At 43.6% G+C, this 26837-nt stretch carries 28 protein-coding genes and 2 riboswitches; of the genes, 20 read left to right on the top strand and 8 right to left on the bottom strand.

The features are described 5' to 3' along the window. The first annotated feature begins 2 nt into the window (after positions 1-2). The 7 genes from ACFWMP_RS26310 to ACFWMP_RS26280 all read left to right on the top strand — a co-directional run bounded on the left by ACFWMP_RS26310 (position 3) and on the right by ACFWMP_RS26280 (position 6897). A complete protein-coding gene (locus ACFWMP_RS26310; protein ID WP_042191597.1) occupies positions 3-1631 on the top strand; it encodes a putative polysaccharide biosynthesis protein in 1629 nt (542 codons plus the stop codon). Positions 1632-1709: 78 nt separating this feature from the next. Beyond that, positions 1710-2054, top strand: a complete 345-nt coding sequence (locus ACFWMP_RS26305; RefSeq protein WP_042194485.1) for a thioredoxin family protein — start codon at positions 1710-1712, stop codon at positions 2052-2054. An 89-nt stretch (positions 2055-2143) separates the two neighbouring features. Beyond that, the gene (locus tag ACFWMP_RS26300; RefSeq protein ID WP_379425181.1) at positions 2144-3121 is read left to right on the top strand and encodes a COX15/CtaA family protein; all 978 of its coding nucleotides are present in this window, start codon (positions 2144-2146) and stop codon (positions 3119-3121) included. A 109-nt stretch (positions 3122-3230) separates the two neighbouring features. Next, positions 3231-3965 carry a Cthe_2314 family HEPN domain-containing protein gene (locus ACFWMP_RS26295; RefSeq protein ID WP_042191592.1) on the top strand — a complete coding sequence of 245 codons (735 nt, stop codon included), beginning with the start codon at positions 3231-3233 and terminating at the stop codon, positions 3963-3965. A gap of 100 nt (positions 3966-4065) precedes the next feature. Further along, positions 4066-4205: riboswitch (SAM riboswitch) on the top strand. A 100-nt stretch (positions 4206-4305) separates the two neighbouring features. Continuing rightward, entirely contained in the window at positions 4306-5322 is a 1017-nt protein-coding gene (locus ACFWMP_RS26290; RefSeq protein ID WP_379425178.1) for a methionine ABC transporter ATP-binding protein, read from the top strand. Continuing rightward, entirely contained in the window at positions 5322-5981 is a 660-nt protein-coding gene (locus ACFWMP_RS26285; RefSeq protein ID WP_042191587.1) for a methionine ABC transporter permease, read from the top strand. Before ACFWMP_RS26290 ends, ACFWMP_RS26285 begins: the two co-directional genes overlap by 1 nt. A gap of 58 nt (positions 5982-6039) precedes the next feature. Then, positions 6040-6897, top strand: coding sequence for a MetQ/NlpA family ABC transporter substrate-binding protein (locus tag ACFWMP_RS26280; protein WP_379425176.1), 858 nt, complete (start codon positions 6040-6042; stop codon positions 6895-6897). Positions 6898-7053: 156 nt separating this feature from the next. On the opposite strand, the gene ACFWMP_RS26275 is transcribed toward ACFWMP_RS26280, so the two are convergent. Next, on the bottom strand, positions 7054-7302 hold the full coding sequence (locus ACFWMP_RS26275; protein WP_042130899.1) for a NifU family protein: 249 nt from the start codon (positions 7300-7302) through the stop codon (positions 7054-7056). An 81-nt stretch (positions 7303-7383) separates the two neighbouring features. On the opposite strand from ACFWMP_RS26275, the gene ACFWMP_RS26270 reads away from it, so the two are divergent. Then, positions 7384-7638 (top strand): YuzB family protein, encoded by a 255-nt coding sequence (locus ACFWMP_RS26270; protein ID WP_149645001.1) that lies wholly within the window; start codon positions 7384-7386, stop codon positions 7636-7638. 67 nt (positions 7639-7705) lie between these two features. On the opposite strand, the gene ACFWMP_RS26265 is transcribed toward ACFWMP_RS26270, so the two are convergent. Both ACFWMP_RS26265 and mqnE read right to left on the bottom strand, forming a co-directional pair. Then, the gene (locus ACFWMP_RS26265; RefSeq protein WP_042191580.1) at positions 7706-8767 is read right to left on the bottom strand and encodes an NAD(P)/FAD-dependent oxidoreductase; all 1062 of its coding nucleotides are present in this window, start codon (positions 8765-8767) and stop codon (positions 7706-7708) included. 49 nt (positions 8768-8816) lie between these two features. Continuing rightward, entirely contained in the window at positions 8817-9923 is a 1107-nt protein-coding gene (mqnE, locus tag ACFWMP_RS26260) for an aminofutalosine synthase MqnE (protein ID WP_076285245.1), read from the bottom strand. A gap of 371 nt (positions 9924-10294) precedes the next feature. Between mqnE and ACFWMP_RS26255 the strand changes: the two genes are divergently transcribed. Then, positions 10295-10654 (top strand): HesB/IscA family protein, encoded by a 360-nt coding sequence (locus tag ACFWMP_RS26255; protein WP_042191575.1) that lies wholly within the window; start codon positions 10295-10297, stop codon positions 10652-10654. A gap of 101 nt (positions 10655-10755) precedes the next feature. Continuing rightward, complete coding sequence (locus ACFWMP_RS26250) at positions 10756-11208, top strand: GNAT family N-acetyltransferase (RefSeq protein WP_076285244.1); 453 nt, start codon at positions 10756-10758, stop codon at positions 11206-11208. Between the two features lie 67 nt (positions 11209-11275). Here ACFWMP_RS26250 and ACFWMP_RS26245 read toward each other — a convergent pair whose 3' ends face one another. Then, on the bottom strand, positions 11276-11485 hold the full coding sequence (locus ACFWMP_RS26245) for a hypothetical protein (protein ID WP_042191571.1): 210 nt from the start codon (positions 11483-11485) through the stop codon (positions 11276-11278). A 330-nt stretch (positions 11486-11815) separates the two neighbouring features. Here ACFWMP_RS26245 and ACFWMP_RS26240 point away from each other — a divergent pair, with 330 nt between their 5' ends. After that, on the top strand, positions 11816-12478 hold the full coding sequence (locus ACFWMP_RS26240) for a YheC/YheD family protein (RefSeq protein ID WP_379425172.1): 663 nt from the start codon (positions 11816-11818) through the stop codon (positions 12476-12478). 314 nt (positions 12479-12792) lie between these two features. Further along, on the top strand, positions 12793-12936 hold the full coding sequence (sda, locus tag ACFWMP_RS26235) for a sporulation histidine kinase inhibitor Sda (protein ID WP_036685584.1): 144 nt from the start codon (positions 12793-12795) through the stop codon (positions 12934-12936). 131 nt (positions 12937-13067) lie between these two features. Here sda and ACFWMP_RS26230 read toward each other — a convergent pair whose 3' ends face one another. Then, entirely contained in the window at positions 13068-14042 is a 975-nt protein-coding gene (locus ACFWMP_RS26230) for an NAD(P)/FAD-dependent oxidoreductase (RefSeq protein ID WP_094877850.1), read from the bottom strand. Positions 14043-14373: 331 nt separating this feature from the next. Here ACFWMP_RS26230 and ACFWMP_RS26225 point away from each other — a divergent pair, with 331 nt between their 5' ends. Together ACFWMP_RS26225 and ACFWMP_RS26220 are read left to right on the top strand one after the other, a co-directional pair. After that, positions 14374-15567 carry an NAD(P)/FAD-dependent oxidoreductase gene (locus ACFWMP_RS26225; RefSeq protein WP_042130890.1) on the top strand — a complete coding sequence of 398 codons (1194 nt, stop codon included), beginning with the start codon at positions 14374-14376 and terminating at the stop codon, positions 15565-15567. Between the two features lies 1 nt (position 15568). Beyond that, positions 15569-15847 (top strand): hypothetical protein, encoded by a 279-nt coding sequence (locus ACFWMP_RS26220; RefSeq protein ID WP_379425169.1) that lies wholly within the window; start codon positions 15569-15571, stop codon positions 15845-15847. Between the two features lie 57 nt (positions 15848-15904). Here ACFWMP_RS26220 and hemQ read toward each other — a convergent pair whose 3' ends face one another. Beyond that, on the bottom strand, positions 15905-16657 hold the full coding sequence (hemQ, locus tag ACFWMP_RS26215; RefSeq protein ID WP_042191564.1) for a hydrogen peroxide-dependent heme synthase: 753 nt from the start codon (positions 16655-16657) through the stop codon (positions 15905-15907). Between the two features lie 281 nt (positions 16658-16938). Here hemQ and ACFWMP_RS26210 point away from each other — a divergent pair, with 281 nt between their 5' ends. From ACFWMP_RS26210 to dnaI, 3 genes are all read left to right on the top strand, one after another. Next, the gene (locus tag ACFWMP_RS26210) at positions 16939-17235 is read left to right on the top strand and encodes a YuiB family protein (RefSeq protein ID WP_042130887.1); all 297 of its coding nucleotides are present in this window, start codon (positions 16939-16941) and stop codon (positions 17233-17235) included. Between the two features lie 292 nt (positions 17236-17527). Next, positions 17528-19066 (top strand): replication initiation and membrane attachment family protein, encoded by a 1539-nt coding sequence (locus tag ACFWMP_RS26205; protein WP_379425166.1) that lies wholly within the window; start codon positions 17528-17530, stop codon positions 19064-19066. Positions 19067-19084: 18 nt separating this feature from the next. Then, the gene (gene dnaI / locus ACFWMP_RS26200; protein WP_042191560.1) at positions 19085-20041 is read left to right on the top strand and encodes a primosomal protein DnaI; all 957 of its coding nucleotides are present in this window, start codon (positions 19085-19087) and stop codon (positions 20039-20041) included. A 165-nt stretch (positions 20042-20206) separates the two neighbouring features. Here dnaI and ACFWMP_RS26195 read toward each other — a convergent pair whose 3' ends face one another. Continuing rightward, complete coding sequence (locus ACFWMP_RS26195; protein WP_143759540.1) at positions 20207-20362, bottom strand: YqzM family protein; 156 nt, start codon at positions 20360-20362, stop codon at positions 20207-20209. 358 nt (positions 20363-20720) lie between these two features. Between ACFWMP_RS26195 and trxA the strand changes: the two genes are divergently transcribed. Then, positions 20721-21038, top strand: coding sequence for a thioredoxin (trxA, locus tag ACFWMP_RS26190; protein ID WP_042130884.1), 318 nt, complete (start codon positions 20721-20723; stop codon positions 21036-21038). Positions 21039-21159: 121 nt separating this feature from the next. Continuing rightward, the gene (gene uvrC / locus ACFWMP_RS26185; protein WP_339267016.1) at positions 21160-23112 is read left to right on the top strand and encodes an excinuclease ABC subunit UvrC; all 1953 of its coding nucleotides are present in this window, start codon (positions 21160-21162) and stop codon (positions 23110-23112) included. A 106-nt stretch (positions 23113-23218) separates the two neighbouring features. On the opposite strand, the gene ACFWMP_RS26180 is transcribed toward uvrC, so the two are convergent. Continuing rightward, the gene (locus tag ACFWMP_RS26180) at positions 23219-24904 is read right to left on the bottom strand and encodes a CPBP family intramembrane glutamic endopeptidase (protein ID WP_341059539.1); all 1686 of its coding nucleotides are present in this window, start codon (positions 24902-24904) and stop codon (positions 23219-23221) included. A gap of 314 nt (positions 24905-25218) precedes the next feature. Beyond that, positions 25219-25400, top strand: a riboswitch (cyclic di-AMP (ydaO/yuaA leader). A 134-nt stretch (positions 25401-25534) separates the two neighbouring features. On the opposite strand from ACFWMP_RS26180, the gene ACFWMP_RS26175 reads away from it, so the two are divergent. After that, positions 25535-26830, top strand: a complete 1296-nt coding sequence (locus ACFWMP_RS26175) for a TrkH family potassium uptake protein (RefSeq protein ID WP_339271789.1) — start codon at positions 25535-25537, stop codon at positions 26828-26830. Positions 26831-26837: the final 7 nt, after the last annotated feature.

The raw sequence follows: 26837 nt of genomic DNA, 5'->3' as shown, positions 1-26837 counted from the left end.
GTTTGTCCAAGAAAGAGTCTTTCGTAAAAGGCACGCTTATCCTTGCTGCTGCAGCTTTGGTGGCAAGGGTACTCGGGCTTGTTCAGCGGGTGCCGCTGGATCATATTTTTGATGATGTGGGGAGAGCATCATTTGGGGTATCGAACAATATCTATTTAATGCTGCTCACCGTGGCTACAGCAGGTATTCCAAGTACGCTCAGTAAAATGGTCTCCGAGCGGTACGCTCTGAATCGTCCTGAAGAGGCGAGACAAGTGTATCATGCAGCATTGCTATTTTCAGTAGCAGCAGGGGTAATCATGACGGCCTTGCTGTACATAGGCGCTCCGTTCTATGCGACACATATTGCTGATGTACCTGAATCAGCGATGGCAGTTAGGGCTATTGCACCTGCGCTTTTACTTTTTCCGGCAATTGCCATGATGCGTGGATATTTTCAAGGGCGCAACAATATGATGGCTGGTGGTATTTCACAGATTGTAGAGCAGTTCGCTCGCGTACTAGTCGCTATTTTACTAGCTTATATTCTATTACAGCAGGGGTATAACAATACAACTATAGCTGCGGGAGCATCCTTCGGTAGCGTAATTGGTAGTATTGCAGCATTTGGTGTCATGATTTATTTTGCAATCAAGCTGCGCCGAGAGGATAAACAGCAAGGATTAAATTACAATACCACTCAAAAATTGCCGATTTGGGGAATTTACAAAGATATTTTCACACTATCAATTCCGATCGTGCTCTCTTCACTTACGATTCCCGTAGTGAATGTGATTGATACTTCTTTGGCTGTTCCACTGCTTATTGATCAGATGGGCAGAGAGAGTGCAACAGCAGCTTTGGGTATACTAACCACGCGTGCTCAAAGTGTGGCCGGAATTCCGCCGGTACTAGCCATTGCGCTAGGTACCTCGCTGATTCCGATCATTTCAGCTGCCTATGCCCGTCGTGATGAGGGACACTTGAAGAAGCAAATTACACTTGCTTTGCGGATTTCTATCCTGACAGGGATGCCAATTGTGTTGGCACTTGTGGCAGCAGCTTATTCTGTAAACGGGTTATTGTTCAGCAGCTTGGACGGAAGCGGAATTGTGGCGATGCTTACGATTGGAACGATCTTTCAGATCACCATGATGACAACGAACTCCATCTTGCTCGGTATGGGCAAATCACGCATTTCAATGTATTATGTGCTAGTGGGTATTATTGTTAAATTAGTCGCAAGCTTCTTACTAAGTAAGATATTTGGGATCTACGGGATTATCGGCGCAACAGCACTTTGTTTCGTAGTTATTACTATTCTTAACTTACGGATGCTGAAATCCATTGTACCTTTCGAAATTATGGGTAAACGGTGGGGCGGCTTCGCAATTGCGGTTCTGGTGTCCGGTGGTATTGGTTTTGGACTTAACCAAGCTGGAATTCTGTTAACAGATCTAATGCCTGCACGTCTGGCATTTCTGATCACTTGTCTTGTTGTAGGGGCCGCAGTTGTTGTTATTTATCTGGTCATGCTAATTGTACTGGGTGTGCTTACTAAACAGGAAATCTCCAGTTATCCGCGTGCATTGCAAAAATTGCTCCATCCGCTGATGAAATTGCAGCCTGCGCGTGTTCGTATGAGAGAATAAGTTTGACTTCTGCATGACATTTTGCTTCACTTAAAGAATAGAAATTTGACAGATATGGAAGAAAGGACTGAACAAGCTATGGACAAAATTAGTTCTCCTGCTGAATTTCAGGTAGCCATTCAATCTCCTCGATTAACTGTAGCCATCTTCAAGGCGGACTGGTGCTCGGATTGTAAATTTATCGATCCTTTTATTCCTGAGGTAGAGCAAGCCTATGCAGATCGTCTAACGCTGGTTGAGGTTGACGTTGATGCTGTGGGTGACGTTAGTCAGGAACAAAATATTATGGGTATTCCAAGCTTTGTCGCGTATTCCGATGGACGTGAATTGGTTAGATTCGTTAATAAATTACGTAAATCCCGCGAGGAAATTGAGAATTTCCTGGATAAAGCGGTTCAAGTGCATCAAAGCCTTCAACAGTAATTCCGGAAAACCACCGCTTTCGCCTGTTCGAGCAAAAGCGGTGGTTTTTTAAGATGCTTCTTCATTACTAAAAACTGCGGGTGATATTTTTGTCGACAAATCAGTTGAAATGGCTTAGTTATCTTACTTGCCTTATCATGTTCCTCGCTGTACTAGGGGGAGCGGTTGTAACGAAGACTGGATCGGGATTGGAATGTGGAAATGAATGGCCGCTCTGTCATGGGAAATTGATTCCGGCCTATACTGTAGGTTCGATGATTGAATACACCCATCGCTTGTTTAGCGGATTGGCAGGGTTATTGTCACTTGCCTCGATGATTGCCTTTTGGCATTATGCTCGAAATCGGCGGGACTTGTTAGTATATGCATTCATGACGTTGCTGTTTGTAATTGTTCAAGGTGGTATGGGAGCGCTTGCAGTGATTAAATCCCAATCTGCTGCTGTAATGGCACTACATATGGGCTTTTCTTTGATCGCTTTTTCAAGTTCTCTAATGCTGGCTCTAGGAACTAAAAGGCGACATGAAGCAGGTGAGTACGATCCTAAGATGGAGCTTCAGAAGCAACCCGTCAGTAAGGCTTTCCGCAATTTAACCTGCTTTACGGCCTTTTATTCCTATGTTGTTGTTTATATTGGAGCCTTTGTTAGTCATACGGATTCGCGCGGTGGATGTTCTGGCTGGCCGCTCTGTAACGGTGAATGGGTTCCCGAGCTTTCCGGGGGAGTAGGTATTGTTTTTACGCACCGGATTGCGGCTTTGATCTTATTCATTCTTACTGCGGTGCTTGGACATTTAGCTTTTTGGAAACATAAGGATTACCCAGAGCTAAGAGCTCTTGGCGTAGCGGCTGTTCTGCTGTGCTTGATGCAGGTATTTAGTGGAGCTGCTGTTGTTTACACACTAGATAATGAAAGATTGTACATATTTGCCGCTTTGGCTCATATTTTGTTGATCGCTAGTTTGTTTGGTGTCTTATGTTATATGAGTGTAAGAGTCTGGCAGCTGAATCGCGCGAGAAATGTAGTTGTTGAAAAAAATCCAACGAATCCAATGACACCGTTGTAACACCCTTGGTAGAAAGTTCCCACCGTGGATAGAGTCGCTTTACCTGCGGAATAATAAAGTGGAAATCGGTATATCGTGGTGCTGGACAAAACTTTAGGAGGACTGGGATATGCTGCGGGTTATACTTGGAGAGCCGCCTCGAAAGAACAGCGGTGTATTGGCTGACGCGATGGAGAACATGGCCACATTTGCAGCCTTACTGCGCAAGGAAATGAACGCTCATGAGGATAATGACCATGAATACCGCAAGCTGGAGATTTGGACACGTGGACTGATCTCCTCATTGGATGAATTGGAGCAAAGCTGGTTCGCAGCTGCTTTTTACCGGAAATCGGTAATCGCTGGTTATATGGACGATATGTCACCAGTGGAACAAGGCGATTATGCGCGGTATGTTTATTTTTATAAAGATGGATTTATTCGTGTGTTCTCTCTTCTGGACAAGCTTGGAACGGTACTGAATCATTTTTATGACCTCAAAACCTCCAAATTAAAAACGCACTTTTCTTATTTTACAGTACTGCGTCAACTTCAGTTATTGAATGTGCATCCTGCATTAGCGGATCAACTGGAACAGATCAAGAACTCTTATCGTGATCCACTGGAGAATCTACGCAAGCGCAGAAATGCTGAAATTCATTATATGAATTCCGAAATGCAGGATGATTTATGGCAGCGACATCAAGGCTTGCATGACAAAATTCAGCTTGAGGATTTAGATAGCCATCTTGAGGATTTAAAGCAGTCCCTTGAAATGAACTGTAAAACATTAATCGCGGCATTCAGCTACAGCAATGAACAGCTGCGTAAGGAAATAAGCAAGGCAAAGCGTGTACAATCCTAAGCGTTCAAGATATTTCCTTTTGACAAAAAACAAGAAACTTACTATACTTATGCTTGCATTAAAGTCTGTACGAATTCAAACATAAAATTTCATACTCTATATCTTATCGAGAGTGGCGGAGGGATAGGCCCGATGAAGCCCGGCAACCGATTTGTATACAGCGCGATTAGCGTTTTGTACAAATGTCATGGTGCTAATTCCTACAATGACGCAAGGTTTGTGGTCGTTGGCAGATGAGAAGGCATTGTCTAAATAAACACACAGAGCCTCTTGCGATCTGCATCGATCGTCGGAGGTTTTTTTGTATGGAATAAGTGAATTATAAAGGGGGCGACGAGCGTTGATTAATCTAAAAGGAATAACAAAGGTATATGGAAAAGGCAGCCATGCGGCTACAGCACTTTCCGGATTGAATTTGTCTATCGAAAAAGGTGAAATATTCGGAGTTATTGGCCATTCTGGAGCGGGGAAAAGTACATTGATCCGTTGCATTAATCTGTTGGAGCGTCCGACAGAAGGGGAAGTTTGGGTAGATGGCATTGAACTAACCAAGCTTACTCAAGGTCAGCTGCAGGAACAACGGCGCAAAATTGGGATGATTTTTCAACATTTCAATCTGCTATCTTCTGCGACGGTGTACGATAACATTGCTTTTCCTCTGCGACTCACAGGCACTTCGAGAGCAGATATTGATACTAAAGTGAAAGATTTGCTTGCCTTAGTGGGGCTTGAAGAACACCGGGATAAATACCCCTCCCAATTATCAGGCGGACAAAAGCAACGGGTGGGCATCGCACGGGCACTTGCCAGCGACCCTGATGTGCTGCTGTGTGACGAAGCAACCTCTGCGCTTGATCCACAAACGACAGACTCTATTCTTAAGCTATTGCTCGATATTAATAAACGATTCCATCTGACCATTGTGCTGATCACTCACGAAATGCACGTGATTCAGAGTATCTGCGACCGTGTTGCGGTCATTCATGGTGGTGGTATCGTTGAGCAAGATAAAGTTACGGAGGTATTCCTGAAGCCGCAGCATGAGGTCACTCGCGATTTCATTCGCAGTGAATCACAGAATGAGGGACCCCTTCGTACGGCGCTTGACGCTGCTGCTGGAGACAACTCTCAGGCCGTCAAAATTACTTTTTTCGGAGAGAAGACCTACGGCTCTGCACTTTCCAATGTAGTACGTGAGACAGGTGTTAGCTTTGCCATTCTGCATGGTACCATCTCAACGATAAAAGACGTACCTTATGGACAAATGATTGTTCGGTTCGAAGGGCCAGCTGAAGCGATCGCTGTGACGATAGCCGAACTAACCGCTCAAGGCCTTGAAGTGGAGGTAATTTCGTAATGAATTTCGCAGACTTAAACTGGCAAGAAATGATGGATGCTACAGTTGCTACCTTGCAAATGTTAATATTCTCTGGATTGTTCACAATTATTCTTGGTTTACCACTCGGAATTCTATTGTATTTATGGGGAAGATCGAATAGTATAGTAATCAGAGTAATTTACTCGGTCTTATCATTCTTTGTAAACATCTTGCGTTCCGTACCGTTTATCATTTTGATGGTGGCTTTAATTCCTTTTAGCAAAACCATCGTTGGAACCTCCATTGGAGTACTTGGTACGATTCCACCGCTCGTGATTGGTGCAGCTCCATTCTTTGCTCGCTTGGTGGAAACGGCATTAAGAGAAGTGGATCGTGGAGTAATCGAAGCGGCGCAAGGGATGGGAGCATCCACGAATCAGATCGTTATGCGTGTTCTTTTGCCAGAGGCTCGTCCAGGTCTGCTCGCTGGGGTTACGATCACACTGGTTACACTGGTCTCCTATACGGCAATGTCCGGGATGGTAGGCGGCGGCGGGCTAGGGGATCTAGCGATTCGTTACGGATATTACCGATATGAGAAGGAAGTTATGATTATCTCTGTAGTCTTGATGGTCATACTGGTGCAACTGCTACAAATGGCCGGTGATCGACTAGTACGACATTTCACACGGAAATAAGGTACGTCCATATATAGCCTTATTCATACAAATACCAAGGATAAGAGGGGGATTTAAAATGAAAAAATTACTACTTACTTTTTTTAGTCTGACACTGGTTGTGGTGCTGGCTGCTTGCGGCAATAACAATAATACTTCTAACTCGGCTGCTACTAATGCACCAAAAGATGGTGCTGCAACTGAGTCATCTGCAGAACCTGTAAAATTGGTGGTTGGTGCTTCACCTGTTCCACACGCTGAGATCCTAAAAGCTATTGCTCCATTGCTTGAAGCGCAAGGAATTACATTAGAAATCAAAGAATTCACTGACTATGTTCAACCAAACGTTCAGCTTTCAGAGAAGAATCTGGATGCTAACTTCTTCCAACATCAACCTTACCTGGATGACCAGAATCAAAAGAACGGTTCGGATCTAGTTTCTGTTACAGCCGTTCACGTTGAACCTTTTGGTGCTTATTCCAAAAAAATCAAATCCATCGACGAGCTGGCTGATGGTGCGAAAGTTGCCATCCCGAATGATGCTACAAACGGTGGTCGTGCACTGATCCTGCTTGCCAAAAATGGACTGATTTCTTTGAAAGATGATACCAACATCACATCTACCCAAGCAGATATCACTGAGAATAAGAAAAATCTTAAAATCATTGAGCTAGATGCAGCAATGTTAGGTCGTCAATTGGATGAAGTAGATCTTGCCTTGATTAACACTAACTATGCTTTGGAAGCTAACCTAGTTCCTACTAAAGATGCATTGTTCATCGAGGGAACGGATTCCCCTTATGCTAACATCCTGGTAGCTCGTCCTGACAATAAAGATTCCGATGCAATCAAAAAGCTTGCCGCTGCACTGAATTCTCCAGAAGCTAAAGCTTTTATTGAAGAGCAGTACAAAGGCTCGATCATTCCAGCATTTTAAGACAGAAAGCTAACTTAGTCTCTAATTACAGCATAAAACCCGCTGCCTAATGGCATGCGGGTTTTATGCTGTATGTTGTAGGGGAAGGCTAAATCCTCTATAATAAGAAAATCCCGATCTCCTGAAGAGGAGGATCGGGAATGATATTGAATGGGATTAGAATACTTGCATAACTTCTTGTACGCCTTCTACTTCTTCAAGAAGGGCGCGTTCAATCCCGGCTTTCAAGGTGATCGTGGAGCTTGGGCAGCTGCCGCAGGCACCCATAAGTTTCAACTTAACGATGCCGTCTTCTACATCGACCAGTTCAACGTCGCCGCCATCGCGTTGCAGGAACGGACGAAGCTTATCCAGCACTTCCAATACTTCATCATACATTTCGGTGCTTTGTGCATTCTCACTCATTTCTCAATCACTCCTTTCATAAGTTCATTATAGTACAAAAAGTTAAAAAATAAAATGGTTAGGCGGAATAGGGAGATCATCATGAGACCAATTATTGAATTTTGTGCCAGTAACATGGGTCACGGAACAGACAAGCTAATGCATAAGCTGGAGGAAAATCCAGATTACGATGTGATCGAATATGGATGCCTGAACAATTGTGGGGAATGTTATTTAACTCCCTTTGCCATGGTTGAAGGTGACATTGTTGCTGCAGATACGGTTGCCGAGCTAGAAGAGAAAATTGATGCTAAAATCAAAGAGCTAGAGGCTTGGTTTAATATGGATCTTGATTAAATGCTTTTTGTGGAAAATAAAGGGCTGCTCTTTTTCGTATTTATAACGGAAAGAGCAGCCCTTAGGTTTATCCTAAAGTGCGTTTTGACATCCAGAGCACCCCGCTCTTAAGGATACGGGGAACCCGTCCTTTGACGGAGCGTTGGCCCATCAGACCAAATCCAGCTTTCTTGCCTAGTGAGCCTAAGGTACCCTTTAGACGAATAGGATGAAGCTTAGGGGTCTCGCCGCGCCACATGGCTTGAATAACCTGAGCAACCTGCTCACCCTGCGCTCCTGCGGCTTGTGCGCTTGGAGCGAATGGCAGGCTGGCACAGTCGCCAATTACATACACTTCTGGATAATCAGGTACACGATAATATTCATCCAGAATGATTCGTCCTCCGCGATCCTTCGGGACTGTTAATTCCTGAACAACCTTCACCGGTTGGATCCCTGCGGTCCATACCGTAACATCTGAAAGAATTTCCTCTGTACCGTTAAAAAGCGCATCTTTCTCTACATGGGATACGGAGACACGTCCAAGTGTCTGTACTTGATGGTGGTGAAACCATTCCTCCACGTACTGTGACAGCTTCGCAGGGAAGGCAGATAAGACACGTTCACCGCGATCCAGAATAGCAATATTAAGATCTGGTCGGCTCTCCCGAAGCTCTGCCGCCAATTCCACTCCACTTAGTCCTCCGCCTACAATGTTTATTGTTCCATAAGGCTTCACATCGTTTAAACGTTGGTAAGTTTCGCGTGTTCCTGCAAAGGTCTGGATACTGCAAGTATATTGATCAGCTCCAGGGATGTTATGGTAATTGTCGGTACAACCTAGTGCAATGGCAAGTATGTCATAAGACACAGTCTCGTCAGGCTCCATTGTAACGATTCTACTCTCCAAATCAATGGAACTCACCTCACCGTAACGGATAGTGAGACGGGGATGAACCGGAAACTGGATCCGCAAGTGATAGTCAGTTACTGTACCTGCGGCAAGCGCATAATATTCCGTTTTGATTCCTTGATAAGGCATTCGGTCAATTAAGATAATTTCAATATCCTGTGGAAGGTGATTATTGAGCAATTCTTGAATTAGGGCCAAGCCGCCATAGCCGCCGCCCAGAACGAGTAGTGTTCTCATGCTGACCGAACTTCCTTTCCAATATAGGATAACGGATCTAGGTAGTCTTTTATTCGTATACCTTTATCGCATTGTAGAACGTGTCGCGTTCTACTGGAATTCGTCCAGCACCTTTTACTAACCAGATCAATTCATCGCGAGTGAGGCCTTCAGGTGTTAAGGCACCAGCCGCATGGCTAATGCGTTCTTTAAGAATAGTACCATGGACGTCAGAAGCACCGAAGTTCAGTGCAACTTGAGTAAGCTGAGGACCGATATTAATAAAGTACGCTTTGATGTGATCGAAATTATCCAGCATCAATCTGCTGATCGCAATCGTCTTCAGATCCTCATAAGCGGAGTTGCGGCGCATAATTCCTGCATTCTTGTTCTTAGGCTGCATAGATAATGGAATGAATACCATAAAGCCATTGGTTTCATCTTGTAGATCGCGGATCTGCATCATGTGCCGGATACGATCTTCATGAGATTCAATCGAGCCGTAAAGCATAGTTGTATGTGTCTTCATGCCAAGCTGATGTGCTGTTCGGTGAACTTCTAGATATTCTTCCACATTAGCTTTATCTACACGCATTTTTTTACGGTATTGATCGGATAATATTTCTGCGCCGCCACCAGTAAGTGTCTTAAGTCCTGCAGCACGCAGCTGCTCGAGTACCTCACGAATACTCAATCCGCTAATTCGGGTGAAAAAATCGATTTCGGCTGCAGTGTATGCTTTTAAGGTTACCTCAGGGAAACGTTCATTCAAGGCTTTTAAAGAATCCACGTAATACTGGAAAGGAACCTTGTCATTATGACCGCCTACGATATGGAATTCGCGCACACCTGGATGAATATGCTGTTCGACATATTGCACCATTTCCTGACCGGAAAGGGTATAAGCACCCTCTTCTCCATCATCTTTGCGGAAATTGCAGAATGCACAGTGAGATTCGCAAACATTGGTGAAATATAGACTCATGTTTTCGATAAAATATACCCTGTTGTTGTTCTTTGCAAGATTGACTTCATTTGCTAATTGGCCAATCGTAAGTAGGTCGTTACTTTGATATAAATAAACGCCATCTTCTAAATTCAATCTTTCGCCGCCACGAACTTTTTCAATAATGTTCATCATTCGGGCGTCTGTTTGGGGGGTGAAAAGAGTAGACATATAATAAATTCCTCCTGAAAGTTTTACGGGGTCCATTGCCCGCAGATAATTCCCAGACTTACCCAGACGGTAGCTGTTCATTCATGAAAATAAACCGGAGGTTTAGCCTCCGTGACAAATTTCCGAATTTTTACTTATGTTTGCCTTCCTTATTATAAACCTCTCTTATAAGGGGATCAACAGCTGGATATGGATGGTTTATTTTGGTGCGGCAGGTCAGGCATAAGGCAGTTGTGACTTGAGGGTAATGGAATAGTCGGTTATACTGAGTTTATTAAGTATATATTTTTAAGAAAGTAATTTTTGACCGGAAGGTCCCTTAAACATAAGTTTTTCTGTTGAAGTAAGTTAATTTATAGGAGGATTTGATCATGATTAATATTAGCGAAAAGGCAGCAGAACAATTAAAGGCGATGCTTGCTGAACAAGAAGTGCCGAACATGTTCCTCCGTATTGGAGTAACGCCCGGCGGTTGCAGTGGATTCTCTTACGCTATGGGCTTTGATGATAATGAAACCGATCAGGACGTATATATGGACATCCAAGAAATGAAGGTTGTCGTGGAGAAAGAAAATCTTCGTTACCTTGATGGTCTCGAAATTGATTTTGAAGAATCCGGCATGACAGGTGGCTTCACCATTAATAACCCGAACGCTACTGCAACCTGTGGCTGTGGCTCAAGCTTCCGTACAGCTACGGATGCAGGAAAACCGAACGAAGAGCCTTGCTAATCGCGACGTTACGCCTTCAAGCCCCATGTTGAGTTCTACAACACGGGCTTGGAGGCTTTTTTTATTCTCAATGACAAAAGTCATCACAAGGAGCTCTAAGCATGCTAATTAGGAAATTAAACGCAGAAGAACAACCACCCTTACATTTGTTGTTATTAGCCGATCCTTCCCTAAGTCTTGTTGAAGCGTATTTAAAAAGAGGGCAATGTTTTGTAGCTGAAGTGGAGAATTGCATTATAGGTGTCTATGTTTTGCTACAAACGAGACCTGAGACAGTGGAGCTAGTAAATATAGCCGTTGATGAGAATCAGCAAAGTAAAGGGATAGGAAAGCAGTTGGTCTATCATGCGATTCAGAATGCGAGATTACTTGGTGCGAAGACGATTGAAGTGGGTACGGGGAATTCTAGTGTAGGACAACTGGCTCTTTATCAGAAATGTGGATTTAGAATTACCGGAATCGATAGAGATTTTTTTATCAGACATTACAGTGAAGAGATTGTTGAAAATGGGATCAAGGTAGTGGATATGATCCGTCTTACGCTAGATATATGAGTGACATACAAACAAAAGCCCTCCGATGGAATTCCTCGAGAGGGCTTTTGTTTGTTCCTGCGTACAATTAGGCTGGAATAATAAACTTGTAATTAATCATAAACACGATGAGCCCTGCGGCTCCAAGGGAAAAGGCAATACAGCCAGCACCCAGTGCTCTGCGCCTGTCTTTAATGAATTTAAAGCCAATAGCGCAGATCAGTATAGTCGTTCCAGCCAATACGATGGACATCCCAAGCATGGCCACCCAATATAATACCTCGAAAAACTGAGCCATTCCGAGCCCTCCCCGCGCTGTTTTTTAGCGAGCCTCTAATTCATTATTATATAGTAGGAATTAAAAATGTAACCGCTATTAATAATACAACGATTTTGAAGATTATTCTAGTTATAGTGAACTCATCCATTGCGATTTAGATGTCGAATGTTCAGAAATGAGGTTCTACAAAATCTGCAATCTAACCTGCGAGGTTGAGAATGTTGTCGATACAAGCTCTAAGCCCTTTTTGCTAAGAGCTTCCTCCTACACGGACAATCATACAAGAGGGTGGGGCCTTTTCTGAGTAATGTATAGGGTAGGCTGGAATGTGAAAGGAGGGAAAGGACGATGTCGGGAAGACAATTGGCTAGCAAATGGTTGAAGACAGAAGCATTGCTCAGTGACGCGAGGGTTTCTCATTATATACCAATGACGAGGGTGTATTCGGCTGACTCACTGTTAGCTATGCTCCGGAGATACGGAAATGTTGTTATTAAACCAATAGTTGGCGGTGGAGGCTACGGTGTAATTAAAGTGTTTCGGGATAGTCGAGGTTATGGATTTACTTATATGGACAGAACTCGAATTTACAAGGACTTTAGATCCATGAGACGAGCGCTTCATTTCGTCAAGGTTAGACGTAAATATTTGATTCAACAGGGGATTTCTCTCGCCAGAATTGGTGGGCGTCCTATTGATTATCGGGTCAAAGTAGTGAGAAATGGCGGTGTTTGGGAGTTTCGCTCTATGGTGGGAAGATTGGCCCGGCCTGGCCTGTTCGTAACTAATTTATGTAAAGGTGGCACGATGCTTTCTTGTCGAGAAGGACTTCGCAGATCCTTGCCTCGAATTAAAGCCTCAGCGAAGAAAGCAGAAATGCGCAGGCTAACGCTCGTATGTATCGAACTGATGGAGCGGCATTTCCCTGGAATAGGGGAACTGGGTTTTGATTACGCCGTGGATTATTCAGGTGAAATATGGATTCTGGAGGTTAATACAAGACCTCAGTAAATTAACAAAAATTTTAGAATTGACGATAATAGAGTAGTAAGATAAAATTGCGTTTAGTTGCGTTCTTTTGGGGTAAATTATATTGTAATTTATTTATAATAAAAATATATTTTTAGCTGTATACAAGTGGTTCAGTCCTGTGTATAACTATTATCCCCATATTCCACTGTGCAGGTATCACCTTTGTAACGCTTACGCACATATTATACACAGGATTTCCACATGTACTTGTGGATAACACGAACGCTTGTTCGAAAAATGATAGTTTGATATGATAGATTCAGATCCAAATACAGGAAAGGTAGATGAACGTTATGGTTGAATTGTCCGATGAGATGCTTCTAGACTCTTACCATAGAGCGATAGAACTGCAACTAGAGCATGATTTCATCGCTCTTCTACTCGTTGAGATTCGCAAACGAAACTTACACTCTCCAGTTCATGCGGTTCTTCATTAAAAGAGCGCAAAGTATACCTTTGTAGCTGGCTACATATAAATAAACCGCGAGTCACAAACATAAAAGGGTATCCTGATAGGCTAGTATTGATAGGCCTGTCAGAATACCCTTTTTTATTGTGGTAGATAGAATTAGAGTTTCATATTACTACTGTGTCCTGGTGAAAGCTTGGCTTCCGGATCGATGTAGACTTTTGCATTATTCACAGCCGTTGGGGCTTCGCCGAATCCTACAGCAATTAGCTTCAGCTTACCTGGATATGTGGTAATATCGCCAGCTGCAAAGATTCCCGGAATACTCGTTTCCATACGTGAGTCAACAACAATGGAGTTCCCTTCAATATCGATGCCCCACTCTGCAATGGGTCCCAGAGAGGAAACAAATCCGAAATTGACGATTACACTGTCGACTTCGATTTCTTGTGTTTCCTTGGTCTTGATATGAGATAAGGTAACCTTAGTAATAAACTCGTCACCATGCAGTTCTGTAATTTCAGTAGGTGTAATTACGTTAACTTTGGAAGCCATCAGATTCTCTACGCTGTGCTCATGCGCACGGAATTTATCCCGGCGGTGAATCAGGGTTACTTGCTCCGCGATCGGTTCCAGCATTAGTGCCCAGTCTACTGCGGAATCTCCACCACCGCTAATCAGAACTTTTTTATCTTTAAAGGCATTTAAATCATTTACAAAATAATGAAGGTTGGCTTTTTCAAACCGTCCTGCGTCTGGCAGTTCTAAACGACGAGGTTCAAAAGCGCCTACGCCAGCTGTAATGATAATAGCTTTACTGTGATATTCTGCTACATCAGTTGTAACTACAAAATGGCGTTCGTCCCGTTTCTGAACAGAAATTACTTTCTCCTCCAGCCGGATATTCGATTGGAACATATCCATTTGCCGTGTCAGGTTGTCAACCAATTCTTGTGCAGTTACTTTTGGAAAACCTGCTACATCATAAATGTATTTTTCAGGATAAAGTGCAGCAAGTTGTCCTCCCAATTGGGGCATACTTTCAATAAGTGTTACGGATGCCTGACGCATCCCACCGTAAAATGCGGCAAACATGCCAGCTGGACCGCCACCTATGATTAAAAGGTCGCTCATAGGAATGCCGGATTGCTCTTGTGTCACGGGATATTACACCTCCGAGTTGATATATTCATTTTGCCATACTTGTATTCTTTCTTATTATAAACATTGTGACACATACCTGCAAAGAAAGACTTTAGAACACAATAAGAATGTGACGTTTTTTAGTATTTTAATGTTTGATTAATAGTACACTAAGGTTTACAATGGATATGGTCAATTTAGAAATCCTTTAAGTTTGATTGGAATTTCTTCTAAATATAAGTGTATAAATTCACAAAAAGGACCGTACATTGTTTCAATAAAAAATACAAAGACAGATTTACCTCTTGGAAGGAGCCGGAACATGAGTAGTATTCCCAAAATCGTAATCTTAGGCGCGGGCTATGGGGGTATTTTGACCGCACAGCGCTTACAGAAGGCTTTGAACTATAATGAAGCGGATGTCACGCTCGTAAACCGTCACGAGTACCACTATTTTACTACCCATCTACATATGCCTGCCGCGGGTACAGATAGTATTGAACACACTCGGGTGTCTATTTCTAAACTAATCGATGAATTCAAGATCGATCTCGTTAAGTCATCTGTTCAGGAAATTCGTACCCAGCAGAAAAAGATTATTTTGGAGGATGGTACTCTTTCGTATGACTATCTCGTCATTGCTTTGGGCGGAGAGCCTGAAACATTCGGTATTCCAGGACTTGATAAATACGCACTGACGATCCGGAGCATCAACTCCGTTCGTTTGATTCGTGAACATATTGAGTATCAATTTGCCAAATATAAGAACGAGAACAATGCACAGGAGCATATCAATTTCGTAGTCGGTGGTGCCGGCTTTAGCGGAATTGAATTTGTGGCCGAATTAGCTGACCGCATCCCTGGGTTGTGCAAAGAATTTGACGTTGATCCAAGCATGGTAAATATATATAACATAGAAGCTGCTCCAACAGCTCTGCCTGGATTTGCTCCTGAACTTGTTGAGTATGCGATGAACTTGCTCACTAAGAAGGGTGTTACATTCAAGATGGGCGTTGCGATCAAGGAATGTCTACCAAACGGTGTAATTCTGGCATCAGGCGAAGAGATTAAGGCTTCTACGATTGTCTGGACAGGCGGAATTCGAGGGAATCGTCTGATTGAAGCTGCAGGATTTGAAGCTATGCGTGGACGTGTGAAAGTAGATGAATATTTACGTGCACCAGGCCAAGACAATATCTTCATTATTGGAGACGGCTCCTTGATGATTAACCCAGAAGGGCGTCCTTATCCGCCAACGGCACAAATTGCTATGCAACAGGGAGAGTGCTGTGCACATAATTTGGTGGCTGCGATCCGTAATCAACAACCCAAGAAATTTGCATTCAGCAATAAAGGAACAGTAGCTTCTCTAGGTAAAGGTCAAGGGATTGCTGTAGTTGGCAGCAAAACTTACAAGGGCTGGACTGCAGCTCAATTGAAAAAAGTTGTGGATATGCGCTATTTGTTCATTATCGGTGGGATTCCGCTGGTTCTGAAAAAAGGAAGATTCTTATAAGATGCGTCACTGCAGCGTGCAGGTGCGTGGATTGCTGACCCGAGAAGAATTGGACCGATATAACGGACTGATTGAGGTTGGATCTTATCTTGAGGATCAGAATCAGTACGATCTAGCGTATGTTGTTCAAAAGGAAATTGATCTGCTCATTCTCCCTGGCATTGAACGCTTAAAGGATAAAGGGCGAGCGCGTGACAGGGCTACGGCTGAATATTTGGAAAGTCTGCGTGATGATGAAGATGACAGCGAAGAGGATGAGGAAGCAGGAACTTCGTTATAGCATTTAAAAAGGGTGAGTCTCCATAAAGATCTGGAGACTCACCCTTTTTGTTAACAATTACAATTTAAGCATTTCTTCAAAAGAATCCTCAGTCAGCAGGTTGCCGACATAGAAAGGTCCGAATTCGCCGTAGCGAGCACTGACTTCATCAAAGCGCATTTCGTAAACCAGCTTCTTGAATTGCAGCGGATCTTCAGCGAACAGGGTTACGCCCCATTCCCAATCATCAAAACCTACGGAGCCGGTAATAATTTGTTTCACCTTACCCGCATAACCACGTCCGATTAATCCGTGAGAAGCCATCAGCTCCCGACGTTTATCCATATCAAGCATATACCAGTTATCGGCGAGCTCGCGTTTCTTGTTCATTGGGTAGAAGCAAATATGCTTCGCTTGCGGCAAAACAGGTTTTAGACGTGCGATAACATGCGGATTCTGCATAGGATCACTACCATCGCTGCCCCCCGCAAGGTAATTGCTTAATTCAACAATACTTACGTAGGAATAGGCTTTAGTTGTATATTGAGCAAAAGCGATTTTGTTAAAGGCCGTCTCAAGCTGGTTCAGATCTTCCAAGCTTTCGCGCAAGAACATCATTACGAAATCGGCCTTCTGGCCAACGATGGAATATACCGCGGAGCTGCCTTGTTTGGCTTCTTCGACAGGACTCCATTCTTGCATAAAAGCATGTAATTCTTCCAGAGCAACGGCACGTTCTTCATCATCTGCTGCCGTCCATGCGGTCCAGTTCAGTGAGCGGAAGTCATGCAATGCATACCAGCCTTCCAGTGTCATAGCGGCTTCGTTCATGATCTCACTCCTTAAAAGTTTTACGAAGCATAGGCTCCGCTTGAATAACGTCGCGTAAAACTTGCTACGAAGCTCCTGCATCATAGACTATGTATGATTTATTAATCTATATGCATTGTATCGCAATCAAGTTGCTTAGAGCAAATGATGACATTCCGATGTAAGAGAATTAGACCTGATTTTGAATAAAGTTCATTGCTTCGTGACATTTTTTCTAGTAAACTTACTACTAGCTCGTATAAGATGTGCGCTTCTTTATAGAAAGGGGTAGTGACGGTAAGATGGGGTTTATTCCAGTGTTTATCCTAACCGTTTTATTCTTTGTGATGATGTTTGGTATTGGATTTATTCTTAACATGTTAATGAAGACAACCTGGTTTCCCGCTTATCTATTCGTACTTATTATTCTACCCGTCGTAGTCTATTCCATTTGGGATAGAAGCGCGATGTCGCTCTGGGAGCATCTCTCCAGTTTCCACTTTGTTGATTACTTAACTGGTGTCGCTGGTCTTGCAGGTGCTATATTGAGTGGATGGACCATTCAAAAACTGCGCTTTGGCGGTTACAAGATGTTTTAAAGATTTAATCGGAAGACCTGCGGCTCTGATGTGAGAGTCGTTTTTTTGAACATATAAGCTTTTAGTTCTACGCTAAGAATCAATTTTGAAATTCAGCGAGAAACGGAACCTTCCTCTTCCAGAGGACAGTGAAGCCGTTTCTTCTTGTTTAATAGAGGTAGATAATCGTATGAAAAAGCTGATTATATAGCGAAAAGAGTCGGAATTGGTAGTTTATTTACATTTCCGGCGACGTTTTTTATGATAGAATAGAATCCTGTATGAATTCGTGAAAACAAGGGGGTATCCGTAGATGCGCATGAGTAACTTACATCATTTCACCGAACATCATCGGTACTGCGTTTCCCGCGAATTTGGTCTTAGTGTTATAGATGGACGTATGCTTAGCTCTGTGTATCAGCCTATGGTAGGAGCTTTTGCAATCAGTTTCTATCGCTTGCTGGTTGAACATGTGCCAGCAGATAGCATTGGCTATTCTGGAGTGGAGCAACAGCGCAGATTATTTATGACGCTAGGCGTTGAACCAAATGAGAAAGGCCGCAAATATTTAATAGATCAGGCTTCCCGGTTAGAAGCGGTAGGTCTGCTACAGACCTGTCGAATCTATGTGCCGGAAACCGATGATTACTTATATGAATATGAGCTTATGCCGCCGCTATCGCCAGCTGACTTTTTTGCCACTCAGCATTTGACGTTGCTGTTACGCGATAGAATCGGCAAATTTGCTGTGCTGTCCTTACGGGAACAATTCTGGAATCGAGAGCCAGAAGAGTGGAGTCGCAGATCCATAGGCAAAGAGAATATCTCCGTGCCTTTTTATGATATTTTTCAACTTAATACACATGTCATTGATTATGAGCTGGAGCAGGCACTTGCAGAAGTAGCCACTGTGCGTCAGCCTGGTATGCGTGAATCTGGAGAACAAGCGATTGGATATAGTGATATTATTTTGCGTTTTCCAAGGGAATCCGTGAACCGGGCTCATGTAGAAAAACTGCGTTTTGACCATACTCAAATGGGTGTTATTAACTATGTAGCTCATAAGTACGAACTCAGTCCGCAGGATTTATGTCGTCTGCTGGATGAAGATGGCGTGTTCTCACCGGATGGCGAGGTTATTCTGGATGCACTGCAATATAAAGCGAGCCAGCATTTCAGGCAGGATATGAAACGACAAGAAAAGCGTGAAGTTGCTGCTGCTAAGGTTGTTTCCATCCGTTCCAGTGCCTCTGAAGAGAATGATGATTCTATAGCACCACCGGAGCAATCTGTAGAGATGGAGTATTATGTAGAAGTACCACCACAATTTTTGTCCAAATGTGACATCCACCAATATAATATGATGCTGCGGAACGAACCTTATACGCGGCTGCTTCAAACTTTTTTCCCAGGTGCAGTACCCAGTCATTTGATGGATATGTTCGAGAAAATAGATTTGAACTATAAGCTAAGCGGTGAAGTAATCAATGTACTTATTCATTACTTAATGACTATGGTAGCCTCAGGTGGAGAACAGCGAATGAACCGCAATTTTGTGGAGGCTATCGCTTCCAATATGCTGGTTAAACAGGTGAACACCTACGAAAAGGCTGTAAAATATATCAGGGATCAGTCCAAAGTGAAAGGCAAGGGAGCTACAACTAACACGGCGGCAGGATCTCGATCACGTTCATATGCTAAAAATACAGGTCGATCCGCTAAACCGGAAATTCCGATTGTGCTGGACGATGGAAGTGCCGGAACGGTATCGGAAGAGGAATTCGCGGCGATGATGAAGAAAGCGGCAGAAATTAAAGCCAACAAGAAAAAAGGCGTTTCCCAAGCGCCGTAATGAAAGAGAGGTGGAACTATGGAGTCTATGGGCGATGTGCTTCGTTCGATTAACAATCCAACTCTACGGCAGCGTCAACGCGATCTTGAACAGGAGTTATTCAATCATCCGCTTGTGAAGGCATTACAGTCTGAACATCCTGAGTTAGATGATTCGCGACTGCGGCTTCATATGAGCCGCCTGTATCAATATGTAGAGGAAAGCCGCCACTGTGCGAACTGTCCGGGTCTAGAGAAATGTCCGAATGATTTCCCTGGTCACTTTAGCAAACTTACGGTCGAGAGCGTGAATGGTTCGGCGGACTTATATGAGCGCAAGACGGCATGCCGGCTTAAAGTGGCACAGGATAATCAGGATAGCATCCGCAAACGTATCCGTAGCTTTTATGTGGACGAGCGTGTGCTCAATGGCGGTTATGATGAAATAGATATTATGGGCAAGGATCCACGCCGGGTCTCAGCGGTTAATAAAATATTTGATTATATCACGAGTGTTAAAGAAGAGGGTCTGACCTCGCGCGGGATTTATTTACATGGGACTTTCGGAACAGGCAAAACATTTCTGATGTGTTACTTGCTTCATGAGCTTGCTGTTGCCGGCTATACTGGAGTTATCGTATATATGCCAGATTTTATCGAGGATTTGAAGTCGATCATGATGGACGGCCAGAAGATGAAGGAAACCGTAGATACGTTGAAAAATTGCGATTTACTTATTTTTGATGATATTGGTGCGGAGAACTTGAATCCCTGGGCGCGTGATCATGTGCTTGGTGCGATTCTGAATTATCGGATGAACCGTAAGCCAACCTTCTATACCTCAAATTATCCGCTCGATGGTTTGGAGAAACATCTTAGCTTTACGAGTAAGGATGGCGAGGAGATTTATAAAGGTCAACGTTTGATGGATCGTATTGCTCCTTTTGTGGATGTTATTCCACTGCATGGGGAGAATCAACGGGGGACGATTAGATAAACTCGAAATATTCATAACCGTAACATTCAAAAGAGCAGCGATTCTCCTTTTATTGGAGGATCGTTGCTCTCTGTTTTTTCTTATTTACTCTCAAAAACAGAAGCCGCCCCCTAAGTAGCATTCACTACTTTTGAGACGGCCTCTGTTTATATTGCGATGATTCCCTTACTCCGAAATGAACTTAATGATAACCATGCCGAAAAAGACAACGGTCATAAATGCAGTCATTCCGAAAAATCCATTCATTAAATCGCCTAGATCATTGCGGGGTTCTTCGTTGATATGTTCTCGTGGGTCCCGTGCTTGCGCGTTGACATCCATAGCTTCTGCCTCCTTACAGGGACAATGCCTGTATTGTTAAGATGCAAATTGAGTTGACCATTATGAAATAAGTCATTGACATTTAATGCGCTTTCTTAGAGTATACCGAAAGGCTGGGGAGATTGTAAAGAAAAGAGTAACGTAAATAAAATTAGTTTGAGAGCAATATAATTGTATGTGATATATAACATATCCCTTAAAGATATGTTATACTGGAATTGTGTCGGTAAGTGGTAATTTGGTTATCATATTACATGAAACAATTTATTAACTTATATTTTCGGAGCAGCTTCCATAAACTAAGCTTTGGTTTAGAGTGGAGTAATGTTTCGTAAAACTTTAGAGGAGGAACAATATCATGGCTATCGTGAACGTGTCTGACCAAACCTTCAGTAACGAAGTGGAAGGTCAAGGTACTGTAGTAGTAGACTTCTGGGCTCCTTGGTGTGGTCCTTGTAAGATGATTGCTCCAATCTTGGACGAATTGTCCGCAGAACTTGGAGACAGCGTGAAGATTGCAAAATTGAATGTGGATGAGAATCCGGAAACGGCTTCCCGTTTTGGCGTGATGAGTATCCCAACCCTGATCTTCTTCAAAGACGGTCAACCGGTAGATAAAGTTGTGGGATTGAACTCCAAAGAATCCCTGAAAAATATCGTAGCTAAACATCAATAATTGTTAAATGCTACTGTTCGGGCCTCGGCCCTGCCGCTCAGCGCCTTCGGTTCATTCCGGAGGCGTTTTGTGTGCTGAATGCCAATTAATTATGGGTCCAATTTAGCTGGAGGGGATCATTTTGGACAATATCCGCAACAAACTGGCTCTATTACCCGACCTGCCCGGGTGCTATCTGATGAAGAATGAAGAAGGCACCATTATTTATGTGGGTAAGGCGAAGGTGCTTAAGAACCGGGTTCGCTCTTATTTTACAGGCAGTCATAATGGTAAAACTCAGCGACTTGTCGCTAACATTGCTGATTTCGAATATATTGTTACGTCCAGTAACATGGAAGCGCTCATTCTTGAGTGCAATCTGATTAAGAAGCATATGCCACGTTATAACGTACTTCTGAAGGACGATAAGACATTTCCTTATATCAAAATAACGAATGAAACTCACCCTCGGCTTGAAGTCACACGCCGGGTGATTAAAGATAAAGCAAAATATTTCGGCCCTTATCCTAATGGTTATGCTGCACAGCAAACGAAAAAGCTCCTCGATCGTATGTATCCGCTCCGTAAATGTGGCGTAATGCCAAAGGAAGTCTGTCTTTACTATCACATGGGCCAATGCTTGGCGCCGTGTGAGAAGGAAGTGCAGAAATCCGAGTATGAGCAGATTACGCAAGATATCGCTGCTTTTCTGAGCGGAGGTCATGATGCGGTTAAGAAGGATCTACAGCAGAAGATGCAGGAAGCTGCTGAGGAATTATATTTTGAACGGGCGAAGGAACTGCGGGATCAGATTATCCATATTGATGCATTGATGGAGAAACAAAAGATTAACACCACAGATACTAAGGATCGTGACGTATTTGGTTATGCGGTAGACAAGGGATGGATGTGTGTACAGATTCTGTACATGAGACAAGGGAAGATGATTCAGCGCCACTCCTCTGTCTTTCCGTTCTATGGGGAAGCCTACAGTGACTTTATGTCTTATGTGACGCAGTATTACAGTGATAATCCTGCTCTGCCGCAGGAGATTCTTCTGCCGGATGTGCTTGACGAGGAAGCAGTGGTTGATAAAGAGGCTAAACCGGCGATTGTCATTGCTGCTCCAGCCGAAGAAGATCTACAAAAGGGGGAAGATACCCCCGAATCGCCTGAAGAAGTTGAGGCCCGTGAAATGGCCGCTGCGGAAGCATCAGCAGCAGGTGTCGTTGATGCTGCAGGTGGCGCCTCTATTCTACAGGAGTGGCTCGGCACCAAAGTGCTAGTGCCACAGCGTGGCCTCAAGAAGCAGATGGTCGGTATGGCCTGCCAAAATGCTACAGTCGCAATCGATGAGAAGTTCCGGCTTATTGAACGAGATGAAGTACGTACCTCTGGTGCTGCAATGAGCTTAGGCGAGAGCTTGGGGCTCGAACGCTTAAGCCGGATCGAGGCGTTCGATAACTCGAATATTCAAGGGACTAATCCGGTTTCTGCGATGGTTGTCTTCATTGATGGCAAGCCCGCACGAAAAGAGTATCGTAAATATAAGGTTCGTACGGTGGTGGGTGCGGATGATTATGGAACGATGCGCGAGGTCATCCGGCGGCGGTATGAACGGGTGCTGAAAGAGAACCTGCCGATACCAGATCTTATCGTAGTCGATGGTGGTAAAGGGCAGATATCCTCAGCTATTGATATTCTGGAGAACGAGCTGGGGTTATTCATTCCGGTCTGTGGTCTCGTCAAGGATGATAAGCATAAGACGGCTCAGCTTTTGGTTGGAGATCCGCCAGAACCTGTCGCTTTGGCTCGGGATAGTCAGGAATTTTATCTGTTGCAACGGATTCAGGATGAGGTGCATAGATTCGCCATCACCTTCCACCGTGAACAACGTGGGAAGTCCATGGTTACTTCTAAACTGGACTCCATACCAGGTATAGGCGAGAAGCGGCGCAAGGCGCTGCTTAAGCATTTCGGATCGCTAAAGAAAATTAAAGAAGCCTCCATAGAAGATTTTAAATCACTTTCTATTGGCGAAAAGCTGGCTAGTCAAATTCTTGAGGCGCTCAAGGATGAAGAGCCAGCGACATAGGCATTCGAAATATTGGAATGATGTATACGTAAATATAAAAAAGGTGTCACAGCAGTTTTCTGCTGTGACACCTTTTTTTATTATAGGTTATCCACCCGTTACTTCTTTAAATTACAGATGTAGGTTCAACCGGCTTAGGTTCTGATTTTTGCGGTGGATTAAACCGATAGACGATGTAGGCGACTATGAACGGCATGATAATCGCGAAGATACCAGCCCCTACATTCACGCTTTCCTTCATAAAGATCAGCGTAGCGCCCATCAGAATGCTGTCAAACACGACGTGACTGAACATGACGGCAATAAAGCCGTAACGAAGGAATATATAGCTAAAGAGCAAACCAATCACGGTCAGCTCAATAGGACGGGAACTGATGGGATAGATCGGATACAGCGTATGGCCAAACGCCCAAACCAGCGTGGTGATCAGGCAAGCAATGAACGTGCTACGGAATACTTTTTTCAACATAGGAATTCCGAAAAAACGATAAATAGCTTCCTCGGATAAACCAGCGAGCCATGCAACGATGGGCAGCAGCCAAGCATATCTCATGTTGTAAGGAGATTGAGTAGCGTCAGTAGTGGACCAGTTCTGCAAGGTAAGTGATAATACGATGAACATAAGGGTCTGCACCCCTAGCAGCACGAATGCCCAGACGTATCCAGCCCGGATACTATCCAGAACATATTTTCCATAGCCAGGCTCTTTAGCGCGAGGCCATGGGTTCATCCCCTCTTCTTTTTTCCATAGGCCGTCCCCTCCAACTAAAGAAAAATAGAGCAGCGAGGACATTAGGAGGCTATATAAGGCATAAATGATGAACATTATGACGGAAGTTATCTGAGCCTCGAGTCCTTCGCCTGAGGATTCAGGGAGCATATTATAGGTGCTGATCATCATGATTACAAAATAAGCTGAGCTTAGGAATATTCCACGCTTAAAGGAGGTATGTTCTCTTCTAAGTATGCTGTAGATGAGTGCCAGAATTCCTAAAGCTAAAGTAGGCAAACCATAGCCGAATAAAGTAAACTTTTCCGCGAGAGAGGTCTGGTCCTTTACATAGGAAGTATGCCAGGCTGGAGCGGTGAATCCTGCTTTAAAGCTGGATACCTGTTCGCCAGTGAAATCGAAATAATAGTGTAATAAGGATTCACCGATCTGAACGGAACGATCTGTATACACGAGCCCGTAGTTTCCCGTATTCGATTCAATTTGCAGCTTGGCGGGATTTACATCCCATTCCTGAAGCCAGGGACGGGCAAGATTTTCTTTTTGTGCAAGTGATAAGGTAGTACCCTTGTCCTCTTCTTTTGCACTGGTTGATACATTGTTTGGTAATCCGGTACCTGATCCTTCTGCTCCTTGTGTGAAAGCGACAACTGCACCAGTATACATATTGAGGTCAACGGAGATCAGTGGCTCTTGTTCCGCTGAAGGACTAAGTGTTACACGGAAAATGTCAAAAGGATATCGTTGATCCAATTTCTTTTTTGTATAGTCCTCCAAAAGCTTCTCGCGGGACATATAACCATAAAAGGAAGAGTCCGTATCGTACAGTACATTCCACTGATCGGTTGGTGCTTTGGTGTAGTTCAGCTTTTGTTCTGCGAATGATATGGCTTTGTCGCGGGCTTCCGCCTTACTGATGACAGTAGTATCTTCCCCGGCAGGGCTATTTAGCACCGAGGGAGCAATTTGAAACATAATAAATAGAATAAGACCGATAATGCCCGAGATGATGAGCCTCTTGGAGAGGGCACGTTGCTGTAAGGGCTGGCCAACGGGATTCATGTAACGCCTCCTTGTAAACTGACAATGTTATGTTCCATTATAGTATTAGTGCCATGATAGTTACAAAAATCATCGTATATTCTTTTTATGGGTAATAGAGATATTATAGAATAGGTAACTGAATATATACCATGAATTTAAGGTGATTCTTTCTTCATTTTTCATGAAAATCGATGCAATTGCAGGGAAAACACGGAAAAGTGATGAGAAAAGGCACTCTTAGTGGTACATCCTCTCCAAACCGCATTTTTCATATGAATCACCATTAATAGTGTCTTTGTGATTTATCGAAATAACATATATAATTTGTATGCAATTGTAAATAGCCGAATTTCAGGTGAAAACGGGGGAACCATAAGAAGTAATGAAAAGATGAGTATACGCCATAGGCGTTATCTTTATTCATCAGGGGTGAATTTCGTTCTAGGAACGAATAGGGCAGCCTGCACAGTCCGAATCCGTCAGCTAACCTCGTAGGCTAATTTACTGCAGGAACCAAGGGTAGCATTGGTTTTCCAGTGCTTTTTTTGTTGGAATTCTTTAAATTTTGATAAGAGGGTGAGCGTAGTGGCTTCACAGTTTCGCAGGGTTTCTGAATCAAAGTTCCTGAAGCTCTCTCCGCCTCAGATTATGGTGCTTGGTTTTGCATCGATCATTCTGATTGGAGCCTTGCTGCTAATGCTTCCCATTTCGAGTACCAGCGGGAATGCTGTTAGTTTTATTGATGCGTTGTTTACTGCAACATCGGCCACCTGTGTGACAGGACTTGTGGTGCTGGACACCGGGACGACATTCACCATTTTTGGGAAAACCGTAATTATGGTGCTTATCCAGGTGGGCGGCTTAGGGTTTATGACAATGGCGACCTTATTTGCCATGATGATGAAACGCAAAATTTCCTTGCGGGATAGACTGATCCTTCAGGAAGCAATGAACCAAGGCTCTATGGAGGGGATTGTTCGACTGATCCGGAGAGTACTTATTTATTCTTTGGTCATCGAAGGCTGTGCAGCGGTGCTTCTGTCCTTACGCTGGGCGTTTGATATGCCACTGGGCAAGGCCATTTATTTTGGAATATTTCATGCTGTGTCTATGTTTAATAATGCTGGATTTGATATTTTCGGGGATTTCCGGAGTTTAACCGATTATGTATATGACCCGCTAGTGAACATCGTGGTGATGTTTCTGATTGTCTCTGGCGGTATTGGTTTTATTGTCATGTCGGATCTGGTGGAGTTTCGTGTCAAACGTAAATTATCTTTGCATAGCAAAGTTGTACTCTCCACCACTGCAGGGCTTATTCTTATCGGCGCTTTAGTTATTTTTATATTTGAATTTACGAATCAGCGCACACTGGGGAATTTAAATTTCGGCGGCAAAATATTATCGGCATTCTTTCAGTCGGTATCGCCCCGAACCGCTGGCGCCAATACGGTGGATATTGCCGGACTGCGGCAAGCCTCACAGTTCTTTATGGTTATTCTTATGTTTATTGGTGCATCTCCAGGATCAACAGGTGGCGGGGTCAAGACTACAACCTTTACGATTATGATTGGTGCAGTAATCGCGATGCTGCGCGGACGTGAAGATGTTGTACTGTTCCGTTACCGATTGGCGCAGGAGCGTATCTATAAAGCGTTGACGTTAACATTACTCGCTTTGCTATTGGTCCTCACGGTGTCGATGTTACTGTCCACAACAGAGGATAGTAATTTCTTAGCGATATTATTTGAGACGACCTCAGCTTTTGCCACGGTGGGACTAACCATGGGGCTGACACCTGAACTGTCTATCTTCGGCAAGATTCTGATCTGTCTGACCATGTTTGCAGGTCGGCTAGGTCCATTAACATTAGTGTATGCGCTTGGACCTAAACAGGGTAAACCATTGTATAAGCACCCAGAAGGTAAAATAATTATTGGATAGGAGTTAA

The organism is Paenibacillus sp. NPDC058367, from assembly GCF_042723305.1.
Lineage (GTDB): Bacteria > Bacillota > Bacilli > Paenibacillales > Paenibacillaceae > Paenibacillus_AQ.
The sequence above is the reverse complement of the archived record's forward strand: the minus strand, read 5'-3'. Positions and strand labels throughout refer to the sequence as shown.

What these genes read in the sequence shown, in the direction of transcription:
- mqnE (WP_076285245.1), bottom strand. Translation starts at nt 9,923, where the DNA reads ATGTCTACTCTTTTCACCCCCCAAACAGACGCCCGAATGATGAACATT.
- ACFWMP_RS26255 (WP_042191575.1), top strand. Translation starts at nt 10,295, where the DNA reads ATGATTAATATTAGCGAAAAGGCAGCAGAACAATTAAAGGCGATGCTT.
- ACFWMP_RS26265 (WP_042191580.1), bottom strand. Translation starts at nt 8,767, where the DNA reads ATGAGAACACTACTCGTTCTGGGCGGCGGCTATGGCGGCTTGGCCCTA.
- ACFWMP_RS26210 (WP_042130887.1), top strand. Translation starts at nt 16,939, where the DNA reads ATGGGGTTTATTCCAGTGTTTATCCTAACCGTTTTATTCTTTGTGATG.
- ACFWMP_RS26280 (WP_379425176.1), top strand. Translation starts at nt 6,040, where the DNA reads ATGAAAAAATTACTACTTACTTTTTTTAGTCTGACACTGGTTGTGGTG.
- ACFWMP_RS26220 (WP_379425169.1), top strand. Translation starts at nt 15,569, where the DNA reads ATGCGTCACTGCAGCGTGCAGGTGCGTGGATTGCTGACCCGAGAAGAA.
- ACFWMP_RS26270 (WP_149645001.1), top strand. Translation starts at nt 7,384, where the DNA reads ATGAGACCAATTATTGAATTTTGTGCCAGTAACATGGGTCACGGAACA.
- ACFWMP_RS26230 (WP_094877850.1), bottom strand. Translation starts at nt 14,042, where the DNA reads ATGAGCGACCTTTTAATCATAGGTGGCGGTCCAGCTGGCATGTTTGCC.
- ACFWMP_RS26250 (WP_076285244.1), top strand. Translation starts at nt 10,756, where the DNA reads ATGCTAATTAGGAAATTAAACGCAGAAGAACAACCACCCTTACATTTG.
- trxA (WP_042130884.1), top strand. Translation starts at nt 20,721, where the DNA reads ATGGCTATCGTGAACGTGTCTGACCAAACCTTCAGTAACGAAGTGGAA.
- ACFWMP_RS26305 (WP_042194485.1), top strand. Translation starts at nt 1,710, where the DNA reads ATGGACAAAATTAGTTCTCCTGCTGAATTTCAGGTAGCCATTCAATCT.
- ACFWMP_RS26295 (WP_042191592.1), top strand. Translation starts at nt 3,231, where the DNA reads ATGCTGCGGGTTATACTTGGAGAGCCGCCTCGAAAGAACAGCGGTGTA.
- ACFWMP_RS26225 (WP_042130890.1), top strand. Translation starts at nt 14,374, where the DNA reads ATGAGTAGTATTCCCAAAATCGTAATCTTAGGCGCGGGCTATGGGGGT.
- dnaI (WP_042191560.1), top strand. Translation starts at nt 19,085, where the DNA reads ATGGAGTCTATGGGCGATGTGCTTCGTTCGATTAACAATCCAACTCTA.
- ACFWMP_RS26175 (WP_339271789.1), top strand. Translation starts at nt 25,535, where the DNA reads ATGGTGCTTGGTTTTGCATCGATCATTCTGATTGGAGCCTTGCTGCTA.
- ACFWMP_RS26275 (WP_042130899.1), bottom strand. Translation starts at nt 7,302, where the DNA reads ATGAGTGAGAATGCACAAAGCACCGAAATGTATGATGAAGTATTGGAA.
- sda (WP_036685584.1), top strand. Translation starts at nt 12,793, where the DNA reads ATGGTTGAATTGTCCGATGAGATGCTTCTAGACTCTTACCATAGAGCG.
- ACFWMP_RS26205 (WP_379425166.1), top strand. Translation starts at nt 17,528, where the DNA reads ATGCGCATGAGTAACTTACATCATTTCACCGAACATCATCGGTACTGC.
- ACFWMP_RS26195 (WP_143759540.1), bottom strand. Translation starts at nt 20,362, where the DNA reads ATGGATGTCAACGCGCAAGCACGGGACCCACGAGAACATATCAACGAA.
- ACFWMP_RS26245 (WP_042191571.1), bottom strand. Translation starts at nt 11,485, where the DNA reads ATGGCTCAGTTTTTCGAGGTATTATATTGGGTGGCCATGCTTGGGATG.
- ACFWMP_RS26240 (WP_379425172.1), top strand. Translation starts at nt 11,816, where the DNA reads ATGTCGGGAAGACAATTGGCTAGCAAATGGTTGAAGACAGAAGCATTG.
- ACFWMP_RS26285 (WP_042191587.1), top strand. Translation starts at nt 5,322, where the DNA reads ATGAATTTCGCAGACTTAAACTGGCAAGAAATGATGGATGCTACAGTT.
- hemQ (WP_042191564.1), bottom strand. Translation starts at nt 16,657, where the DNA reads ATGAACGAAGCCGCTATGACACTGGAAGGCTGGTATGCATTGCATGAC.
- ACFWMP_RS26180 (WP_341059539.1), bottom strand. Translation starts at nt 24,904, where the DNA reads ATGAATCCCGTTGGCCAGCCCTTACAGCAACGTGCCCTCTCCAAGAGG.